Annotated in this window: 7 protein-coding genes; 6 read left to right on the forward strand and 1 reads right to left on the reverse strand. The window is 72.7% G+C overall.

Annotation, left to right across the window (positions count from 1 at the left end; translation table 11 throughout):
* Positions 1-605 (forward strand): aminomethyltransferase beta-barrel domain-containing protein (locus G6W55_RS36195; protein ID WP_375372505.1); only part of this gene is annotated, 605 nt, incomplete at its 5' end.
* Positions 606-618: 13 nt separating this feature from the next.
* Here G6W55_RS36195 and G6W55_RS36200 read toward each other — a convergent pair.
* Entirely contained in the window at positions 619-1,395 is a 777-nt protein-coding gene (locus G6W55_RS36200) for an alpha/beta fold hydrolase (protein ID WP_175524865.1), read from the reverse strand.
* 334 nt (positions 1,396-1,729) lie between these two features.
* On the opposite strand from G6W55_RS36200, the gene G6W55_RS36210 reads away from it, so the two are divergent.
* The 5 genes from G6W55_RS36210 to G6W55_RS36230 all read left to right on the forward strand — a co-directional run.
* Complete coding sequence (locus tag G6W55_RS36210; protein ID WP_175524866.1) at positions 1,730-3,070, forward strand: RNA-guided endonuclease TnpB family protein; 1,341 nt, start codon at positions 1,730-1,732, stop codon at positions 3,068-3,070.
* Positions 3,071-3,136: 66 nt separating this feature from the next.
* Entirely contained in the window at positions 3,137-3,835 is a 699-nt protein-coding gene (locus G6W55_RS36215; RefSeq protein ID WP_175524867.1) for an SDR family oxidoreductase, read from the forward strand.
* A 7-nt stretch (positions 3,836-3,842) separates the two neighbouring features.
* Positions 3,843-4,871, forward strand: coding sequence for a methionine synthase (locus G6W55_RS36220; protein WP_175524868.1), 1,029 nt, complete (start codon positions 3,843-3,845; stop codon positions 4,869-4,871).
* 15 nt (positions 4,872-4,886) lie between these two features.
* On the forward strand, positions 4,887-7,112 hold the full coding sequence (gene ligA, locus G6W55_RS36225) for an NAD-dependent DNA ligase LigA (protein WP_175524869.1): 2,226 nt from the start codon (positions 4,887-4,889) through the stop codon (positions 7,110-7,112).
* A gap of 267 nt (positions 7,113-7,379) precedes the next feature.
* A partial coding sequence (locus G6W55_RS36230) for a bifunctional diguanylate cyclase/phosphodiesterase (protein WP_175524870.1) occupies positions 7,380-9,334 on the forward strand: 1,955 nt, incomplete at its 3' end.

A 9,334-nucleotide genomic window follows, 5' to 3' on the forward strand; every position in this document is an offset into this window, starting at 1 on the left:
TGTTCCCGCTCGGCGACACCCTCACCACCAAGGACGAGATCCGCGCCGAGGCCGAGCGGCGCGGCCTGGCCGTCGCCAAGAAGCCCGACTCCCACGACATCTGCTTCATCGCCGACGGCGACACCCAGGGCTTCCTCGCCGGCCGGCTCGGCCGGGCGGAGGGCGACATCGTCGACGAGTCCGGCGCGAAGATCGGCACCCACGAGGGCGCGTACGGCTTCACCATCGGCCAGCGCAAGGGCCTGCGCATCGGCACCCCCGCCGCCGACGGCAAGCCGCGCTACGTCCTCGACATCTCCCCGGTCGACAACACCGTCACCGTCGGCCCCGCCGCGTCCCTGGACGTGAGCGGACTGACCGCGATCAAGCCCCGCTGGTGCGGCACCGCCCCCACCGGCCCCGGCACCTACACCGCCCAGCTCCGCGCCCACGGCGGCGAGTGCGAGGTGACGGCGGAGCCGGTCGACGGCGAACTGCGCGTGACCTTCACCGAGCCCGTCCGCGGCGTGGCCCCCGGCCAGGCCATCGTCCTGTACGACGGCACGCGCGTGGTCGGCTCGGCGACGATCGCCTCGACCCTGCGGGCGACGGCCGGGGTCTCCTGACCCACGCCAGGCTCTAGCCGAAGAACTCCGCCAGCACCGGCGCCAGGACGTTCGGGTCGACCATGTGGGTCTCGCCCTCCAACGCGCGGTACGTGCCCTCCGGCACCGCCTCCGCGACCGCCCGGGCCGCCTCCCGCAGCCACGGCGGGCTGTCCCCGCCGGCCACCGCGAGCACCGGCACCCCGATGCCGGCCAGCCGGTCCCGGGGCACCCGGCCGCCCGCGAGGACCGCGTCGTCGTAGGCCAGCGTGGGCGCGATGGCCTCCATGCCGGCCCACATCGGCGACTGGCGGGCCCGCTGGATCATCTCCTCGGCCAGCCCCGTCAGCCGCAGGAACAACTCCACGGCGTCCCCGCGCCGGCCCCCGTCCAGCGCCTCGGTGAGCCGCTCGGTGTACGCGGCGCGCTCGTCGGCCGCCCCCTCGTCGAGCGCGTACGGCACCTCGTACACCGCCACCCGCCGCACCGGCAGCCCGCCCGCCGCCGCCTCAAGCGCCAGCGCGCCGCCCGAGGAGATGCCGTACAGGTCCGCCTCGCCGCCCGCCGCGTCGATCAGCGCGGCCAGGTCCTCGACCTCGCGCTCCACCGCGTACGGCGCCGTGTCACCGCTCCCGCCGCGGCCCCGGCGGTCGTACCACAGGACGGTGCACCGCCGCGCCAGCAGCCCGGCCAGGGGTGCCACGGTGCCGCCCGTGGACATCGCTCCGCTCACCAGGATCACCGCGGGACCCTGCCCCGCGCGCGCGTACGCGAGTTCCGTGCCGTCGCGCGAAATGGTCTTCTTGTCCATGCCAGAGCAGACTGCCGCACGGCACGGCGGTCATCGCCCTACGACACTTCCACTTTGCCTGCCGGGCGGGAGGCCCGGCCTTTCAGGGCCGGGGTGCATGCCCGTTCCTGCGTAGCGGGGCAGGGGTAGCCGGATCGCCGTCAGGGCGATCCTGCGTACCGGAGGACGCGACGGCGCGTCGCACTACGGAGATCAGCCATGAATTCAGGGAGCGGTCGTCGGTCGCAGCGGCGGCCACGGCGAGGGCGTGCACATCGTCCGGGAGACGAAGGTTCACATGCTTGGTCACAGGACCATTCTGGCATCGGTCCCAATGTGTAGCTATCATGGGACCATGAGTCGTTTTCGGATGCACCCGACGGGCGGGCAGGAGCAGCAGATGCTGCTGCACTGCGCGCATGCCCGGTACGTCTGGAACCTCGCCGTCGAGCAGCACGCGCACTGGCAGCGCGGGCGGAAGTCTGCTCCCGGGTTCGTCGAACAGTGCCGCCAGCTCACCGAGGCCCGAGGCGACAGTGAATGGCTCGGTGCCGGGAACGCCGACGTGCAGCAGCAGGCGCTCAAGGACTTCGCGAAGGCCAAGGACGCCCGCTTCACCTCGGGGTTCGGTGAGCCGACCTGGCGCAGGAAGTTCCGGCACGAGGGCTTCCGCGTCATCGGCACCGACCGCGTACCCGAGTACAACGAGGACGGCACACCGAGGCTGAACGCGAAGACCGGCAAGCAGGTCATGGGCCGCTCCGTCGTGGTGCGAAAGCTCAACCACCGGTGGGCGCAGGTCAAGGTGCCCGGCTGCGGCTGGGTCCGCTTCCGCCTCAGCGCGAAAGGCAAAGGGGCTCGGCTTCCGTCCGCGAAGACGTTCCGCGTCACCTTCCGCAACGGGCAGTGGCATGCGGCGTTCGCCGTCGTCCCCGAGCCGGGCCCGGCTCCGGGCACGGGCGAGGTCATCGGCATCGACCGGGGCGTGAGGATCACCGCCGCGCTTTCCGACGGCCGCACCCTCAACTGCCCCCAGCTCACCGTCAAGGAACGCGCGCAGATCCGCAAGCACCAGCGCCGCGCCGCACGCGCCCCCAAGGGCAGCGACTGCAAGCCGGCCGAGTACGCCAAGGCCGCCCGACTCAAGGCCCGTGAGGCGAACCGGCGCAAGGACTGGTGCGAGAAGACCAGCACGATGCTTGCCAAGTCGTTCGACCTGATCCGGTTCGAGAAGCTCAACATCAAGAACATGACGGCCAAGGCCAAGCCGAAGCCCGACCCCGACCGGCCCGGCCGGCACCTCAAGAACGGTCGCGCCGCCAAAGCCGGACTCAACCGGGGCATCCTCGCCCAGGGCTGGGGACTCCTGCGCCAACGCACCGAGCACAAGGCCCCCGGCCGGGTCGAGGACGTACCCGCCCCCTATACGAGTCTGCGGTGCAGCGACTGCGGATGGATCGACAAGAACTCGCGCAAGAGCCAAGCCGAGTTCGTCTGTTCCTCCTGCGGCTTCACCTGCAACGCGGACACCAACGCGAGTATCAACGTCGCGGCAGGACAGGGCGGGATTTTTCGCCCCCGGCCAACAGCCGGTGCCGGAGGGACGACACCCCGCAACGGGTCGAACGTCCGTGAACCTCAGCCTGAACAGGCTGGAATCCCCCTCTTCCAAGAGGGGGAGGATGTCAATTCGTAGAAGCAGAGGTGGCGTGGCGCGCCCTCGCCTACCTGGAGGAGAGCGCGGGCGTGCGGTGATGCGAGCATGGCGGACATGGCTACACATGTGATCACCGGGGCGGGCTCCGGCATCGGCGCCGCCGTCGCCCGCCGCCTCCACGCGCGCGGGGACGACCTCGTGCTGCACGCGCGCGACGCGGGCCGGGCGAAGGAACTGGCCGCCGCGTTCCCCGGGGCGCGGACCCTCGTCGGCGACCTCGCCGACCCCGACCGGCTGAGCTGGGCGTTCTCCCACCAGAGCCTGCCGGACCGGGTGGACTCGCTGCTGCACATCGCCGGAGTGGTCGACCTCGGTCCGGTCGGCGAACTGACCCCGAAGACCTGGCACCACCAGTTGAACGTCAACCTGGTCGCGCCCGCCGAGCTGACCCGCCACTTCCTGCCCCAACTGCGCACCACGCGCGGGCACGTGGTCTTCGTCAACTCCGGCGCGGGCCTGCGGGCGAGCGCCGACTGGTCCGCGTACGCCGCCTCCAAGCACGGCCTCAAGGCCCTCGCGGACGCGCTGCGCCACGAGGAGCACGGCAACGGCGTCCGCGTCACCTCCGTCTACCCCGGCCGCACCGCCAGCCCCATGCAGGCCAAGGTCCACCAGCAGGAGGGCAAGGAGTACGACGCCGACGAGTGGATCGACCCCGAGTCCGTCGCGACGACGATCCTGCTCGCCCTTGACCTGCCGCGGGACGCCGAGGTCAACGACCTCACCGTCCGCCCCGGACGGTGACGCGCGCATGAACGACAGCCAGAGCGGCGGCCAGAGCGACCGCCCGTTCGTGTTCGGCCCCGCCACCGGCGTCGGCTCCCTCCCCGGCGGGGACGCGCGCGAGGCCGCCAGGACCGCCACCGGGTCCTTCGAGGACTTCCCGTTCCTGCCGGAACTGCCGGCCCGCGGTCCCGGCGCCGACATGATCGGCCGCACCGCCGGCCTGCTCGTCGAGATGTACGCGCGCGTGGAGCCCAGCGGCTGGCGGCTCGGCGACCGGCCGGGCCGCGACACCCGGCGCGCCCGGTCCTGGCTGGGGGAGGACCTCGACGCCCTGGAGGAGTTCACCCAGGGACACGAGGGACCGCTGAAGGTCCAGGCCGTCGGCCCGTGGACGCTCGCCGCCGCACTGGAGCTGCGCAACGGCGAGGCCGTCCTCTCCGACCCCGGCGCCGTCCGCGACCTCGCCGCCTCCCTCGCCGAGGGCCTGCGGCTGCACCTCGCCGAGGTACGGCGCCGGGTACCCGGCGCCCAGCTCGTCCTCCAGCTCGACGAACCCTCCCTGACCGCCGTCCTGCGCGGCCATGTGCGCACCGCCAGCGGCTACCGCACCCACCGCGCCGTCGACCGCCAGCTCGTCGAGGCCACCCTCCGCGACGTCGCCGGCGTGCAGGAGGACGGCCCCGTCGTGGTCCACTCCTGCGCGCCGGACGTGCCGTTCGCCCTGCTGCGCCGGGCCGGGGTCGCCGGGATCTCCTTCGACTTCTCGCTGCTCACCGAGCGTGACGAGGAGGCGATCGGCGAGGCCGTGGAGGCGGGGACCCGGCTGCTCGCCGGTGTCGTACCCGGCACGGACACCGCATTGTCCGACCCTGCCGGTAGCGTCATGGGGGTCAGGACGCTGTGGCGCAGGCTGGGGCTGCGACCGGGGCTGCTCGCGGAGGCGGTCACGATCACCCCGGCGTGCGGTCTCGCGGGGGCCTCCCCGGCGTACGCCCGCAAGGCGCTCGCCCACTGCGTCCGGGCGGCGAGATCACTCGCGGACAACCCAGAGTAACGGGAGGACATGACGGTGGCCGGCGACAACCAAGCGGAGACGACGGTGCCCGCCGAGGCGCGGGAACAGCACGCGCAGCTCGCTGAGCAGATCGAGGAGCACCGCTTCCGGTACTACGTGAAGGACGCCCCCGTCGTCAGCGACGCGGAGTTCGACCGTCTCCTGCGCGCCCTGGAGGCGCTGGAGGAGGAGTACGCCGAGCTGCGCACGCCCGACTCGCCGACCCAGAAGGTCGCGGGCGCGTACGCCACGGAGTTCACGGCCGTCCAGCACCGCGAGCGCATGCTCTCCCTGGACAACGCCTTCGACGACCTGGAGCTGGCCGCCTGGGCGGAGCGCGTCCACAAGGACGTGGGCGCCTCCCCCTACCACTTCCTGTGCGAGCTGAAGGTCGACGGACTCGCCGTCAACCTCACCTACGAGAACGGCCGTCTGACCCGCGCGGCGACCCGCGGCGACGGCCGCACCGGCGAGGACATCACGCCCAACGTCCGCACCATCGCGGAGATCCCCGACCGGCTCACGGGCGACGGGGTGCCGCAGCTCGTGGAGATCCGCGGCGAGGTCTACTTCCCGATGGACAAGTTCCAGGAGCTGAACGCCCGTCTGGTCGAGGCCGGGGACAAGCCGTTCGCCAACCCGCGCAACGCGGCGGCCGGTTCACTGCGCCAGAAGGACCCGCGCGTCACCGCGACCCGCCCGCTGCACATGGTCGTCCACGGCATCGGCGCCCTGGAGGGCTACGAGAGCCCCGGCCGGCTCTCCGAGGCGTACGGCCTGCTCAAGTCCTGGGGCCTGCCCACCTCCCCGCACAACCGGGTCGTCGACGACCTCGACGGCGTACGCCGGTTCATCGCGCACTACGGCGAGAACCGGCACTCCGTGGAGCACGAGATCGACGGGGTCGTCGTCAAGCTCGACGAGATCCGCCTCCAGGGCCGGCTCGGCTCCACCGCCCGCGCGCCGCGCTGGGCGATCGCGTACAAGTACGCGCCCGAGGAGGTCAACACCAAGCTCGTCAACATCCGTGTGGGCGTGGGCCGTACGGGCCGGGTCACGCCGTACGCGCAGGTCGAGCCGGTGCATGTGGCCGGCTCCGAGGTCGAGTTCGCCACCCTGCACAACCAGGACGTCGTCAAGGCCAAGGGCGTCCTCATCGGGGACACCGTGGTGCTGCGCAAGGCCGGTGACGTGATCCCCGAGATCCTCGGCCCCGTCGCCGACCTGCGCGACGGCAGCGAGCGCGCGTTCGTGATGCCGGCCGAGTGCCCCGAGTGCGGCACCCCGCTGCGGCCGATGAAGGAGGGCGACGTCGACCTGCGCTGCCCCAACGCCCGCACCTGCCCCGCCCAGTTGCGCGAGCGGCTGTTCTACCTGGCCGGCCGCAAGGCGCTGGACATCGAGAACTTCGGCTATGTCGCGGCCGCCGCCCTCACCAAGCCGCTGGAGCCCGAGGACCCGCCGCTGCGCGACGAGGGCGACCTCTTCGACCTCACCGTCGACCGGCTGCTGCCCATCAGGGCGTACGTCCTCGACCAGGACAGCGGTCTGCCCAAGCGCGACCCGAAGACCGGCGAGGAGAAGATCGCCACCGTCTTCGCCAACCAGCAGGGCGAGCCGAAGAAGAACGCGCTGGCCATGCTGGCGAACATCGCCGCGGCCAAGGACCGCCCGCTCGCCCGGACCCTCACCGGCCTGTCGATCCGGCACGTCGGACCGGTCGCCGCCGAGGCGCTCGCCCGCGAGTTCCGCTCCATCGACCGGATCGAACAGGCCACCGAGGAGGAGCTGGCGGCGACCGAGGGCGTCGGGGCGATCATCGCCGCCTCCCTCAAGGAGTGGTTCGCCGAGGAGTGGCACCAGGAGATCATCCGCAAGTGGAGAGCCGCCGGCGTCCGCATGGAGGAGGAGGGCACCGGCGAGGACGAGGGCCCGCGCCCCCTTGAGGGCCTGACGGTCGTGGTCACCGGCACGCTCGAACACTTCACGCGCGACGGCGCCAAGGACGCCCTCCAGAGCCGTGGTGCGAAGGTGACCGGCTCGGTCTCCAAGAAGACGTCGTTCGTCGTCGTGGGCGACAACCCCGGCTCGAAGTACGACAAGGCCATGCAGCTCAAGGTGCCCGTGCTGGACGAGGACGGCTTCACGGTCCTCCTCGAAGAGGGCCCCGAGGCCGCGGCCGAGGCCGCCCTCCCGGTCGCCGAAGCCACCGCCGAAGCCGCCCCGCCGGCCGAGGAGTAGCCGAAAGCGGCGGTCGAAGACCACCCGATCGGCGTATACCTGACGCATCCGGGCGCCCGGGGCGCATTCGGGCAACCGTCGACGACCGCTGCCCGTGGAAGCCTTCCGCGGCCTACTGTTGGGGTATGCGCCTGCCGTGCCCAGCTACGGTCGGGGCATTCCCGTGCTCCTGGCGAGCGGGGGAAGGGTTTTCCAACGCGGCGCCGTTGACGGTTGTCGGGCAACGGGCCGCGTGGCGTGGGCACCGCCGGCTGTGAGAGGGACGGAATGGAACCGACCGAGAGCGCCGCTCCTGACTCATGGCTGCGCAGGCGCCGGGTCGCCGGCGTCTGGTGGGGCAGCCTGTGGGCGCCGCGGTCCGCACCGCACCCGGGCGGCACGGCGGGAGCACAGCCGCCGCCCGCCGCCCCCGACACCCGCCTCCCCGCACTGCCCGCCGGCCCCGCCGCGGCCTCCGCGACCGGCGGCCCGCACCCCGCCTCCGTCCTGCCCGACGCCGAGTCCGACCGGCACCCGTCCTGGCCCGCGCTGCCCGCCGCCGTCGTCGGGACCGCCGCCTTCGCGCTCGGCGCCGGCTTCTACCGCGCCTTCACCGGCGGCCACGCCCTCTTCCCGTGCGGCACCGTCGGCTGGTCGCTCGCCGTCCTCACCGGCGTCATCGTCGGCCACCTCGTCCTGCTCGGCCGCGCCCGCTGGTGGGGCGGCACCGGCTCCGGCGCCGCCCTCACCCTCGCCGTCCTGCTGCTCTACGGCTGGGTCCCGGCCGGCATGGTCAGCCTCACCGTCGTCGTCCTGGTCGGCATAGCCAGGCGCCACCGCTGGCGGCAGGGCGTCCTGCACGGCGCGGTGGACATCATCGGCATCGGCACCGGCGCGCTGCTGCTCGCCCTGTGCGGCCGGGTACCGTCCGTCGAACGGCCCTGGTACCCCGCCAACTGGACGCTGTACACCGCCCCGCAGGTCGTCCTGGTCGCCGTCGCCTATCTCGCCGTCACCCGCGTCCTGCTCTGGTACCTCAACGCCCCGCGCGCCGGCGGACTGCCGACCGTCGCCCGCACCGCCCTGGTCCGCCAGGGCCTGGTCGCCGTCGCGCTGCTCGGCATCGCCCCGCTGATCTGCGTGGTGGCCGTCGCCAAACCGATTCTGCTGCCGCTGTTCGCGATCCCGCTGATCGCCCTCGACTCCACCCTGTGGATCGCCCGGGCCCGCGCCGAGGAGCAGTTGCGCGACCCGCTGACCGGGCTGCCCAACCGGCAGTGGCTGCTGGAGCGGATCTGGACCGCCCTCGACGACGCCGAACGCATCGGCGCCCGGTCCGCGCTCATGCTGATCGACCTCGACCGGTTCCGGTCGGTCAACGACACCCTCGGACACCTCGCCGGCGACCGGCTCCTCCTCCAGATAGCCGAACGCCTGCGGCACGCGATACCCCGCGGGGCGGAGGTGGCGCGGCTCGGCGGTGACGAGTTCGCCGTCTTACTGCCCGTCGCCGACTCCACGACCTCCGCGACCCGGGTCGCCCGCGGCCTCGTCGCCCACCTCAGCTCGCCGCTCGATCTCGACGGGCTCACCCTCGTGCTGGAGGCCAGCGCCGGGGTCGCCGTCTTCCCCGACCACGCCGACGACGCCGAGGGCATGCTGCGCCGCGCCGACGTGGCGATGTACCAGGCCAAGCGGGACCGTACGGGCGTCGAGGTGTACGAGTCCAAGCGGGACTCCAACACCCCCGACCGGCTCGGACTGCTCGGCGATCTGCGGCGCGCGCTGGACGCGCACGAGGTGCAGCTCCACTACCAGCCGAAGGTCCGCTTCGACGGACAGGTGGCCGGACTCGAAGCCCTGGTGCGCTGGGTGCACCCGGAGCGCGGGAAGGTGCCGCCGGACGAGTTCATAGCGATCGCCGAGTCCTCCGGGCTGATGCCGCACCTCACCGAGTACGTCCTGGAGACCGCCCTCGGACAGGTCGCCGCCTGGCGCGCCCAGGGCCTCTTCGTACCGGTCGCGGTCAACGTCTCCCCGCGTGATGTCCACACCCCCGGCTTCGCCGGCTCCGTCGCCGCGCGCCTGGCCCGGCACGGGGTCCCGGCCGGCGCGCTCCAGTTGGAGATCACCGAACACGTCCTCCTGGAGGACCCCCAGCGCGCCGCCGACACGCTGAACGGCCTGACCGGGCACGGCGTGAAGATGTCCCTGGACGACTTCGGCACCGGCTACTCCTCCCT

Origin of the sequence: Streptomyces sp. CAI-85 (genome assembly GCF_013363615.1) — a bacterium.
In the GTDB taxonomy this organism is placed as follows: domain Bacteria; phylum Actinomycetota; class Actinomycetes; order Streptomycetales; family Streptomycetaceae; genus Streptomyces; species Streptomyces antibioticus_B.

Coding starts and splice junctions, on each gene's coding strand:
- G6W55_RS36200 (WP_175524865.1), bottom strand. CDS start 1,395: ATGGACAAGAAGACCATTTCGCGCGACGGCACGGAACTCGCGTACGCG.
- G6W55_RS36210 (WP_175524866.1), top strand. CDS start 1,730: ATGAGTCGTTTTCGGATGCACCCGACGGGCGGGCAGGAGCAGCAGATG.
- G6W55_RS36215 (WP_175524867.1), top strand. CDS start 3,137: ATGGCGGACATGGCTACACATGTGATCACCGGGGCGGGCTCCGGCATC.
- G6W55_RS36220 (WP_175524868.1), top strand. CDS start 3,843: ATGAACGACAGCCAGAGCGGCGGCCAGAGCGACCGCCCGTTCGTGTTC.